Source organism: Stenotrophomonas sp. IS26 (assembly GCF_054188265.1).
In genome coordinates this window covers 1-360 of record NZ_JBSZJV010000049.1, presented here as the reverse complement: position 1 = coordinate 360, position 360 = coordinate 1, and the positions used below count along the sequence as shown (strand labels likewise).

Below are 360 nucleotides of genomic sequence, written 5' to 3'. Positions count from 1 at the left end.
CTGACCGCGCGTTACTGGATCGAAGCGATTGCCGGCCTGCCGTGCAGCGTGGAAGTCGCCAGCGAATACCGTTACCGCGCCGCCTATGCGAATCCCAAGCACCTGATCGTCACCATCTCCCAGTCCGGCGAAACGCTGGATACGATGGAAGCGCTCAAGTACGCCAAGTCGCTCGGCCACCTGCATACGCTCTCGATCTGCAACGTGCCCGAGAGTGCGATTCCGCGCGCCAGCGAACTGGTCTGCTACACCCGTGCCGGTGCCGAGATCGGCGTTGCCTCGACCAAGGCCTTCACCACCCAGCTGGCCGCACTGTTCCAGCTCACCGTGGTGCTGGGCAAGCTGCATGGCCGCATCGAT

Annotated in this window: 1 protein-coding gene; it reads left to right on the top strand. The window is 63.6% G+C overall.

Translation table 11 applies throughout. From position 1 onward, the window contains the following. Nucleotides 1–360: SIS domain-containing protein (locus tag ACW6W5_RS17875; RefSeq protein ID WP_458233682.1), on the top strand; the 360-nt coding region annotated here is incomplete at both ends.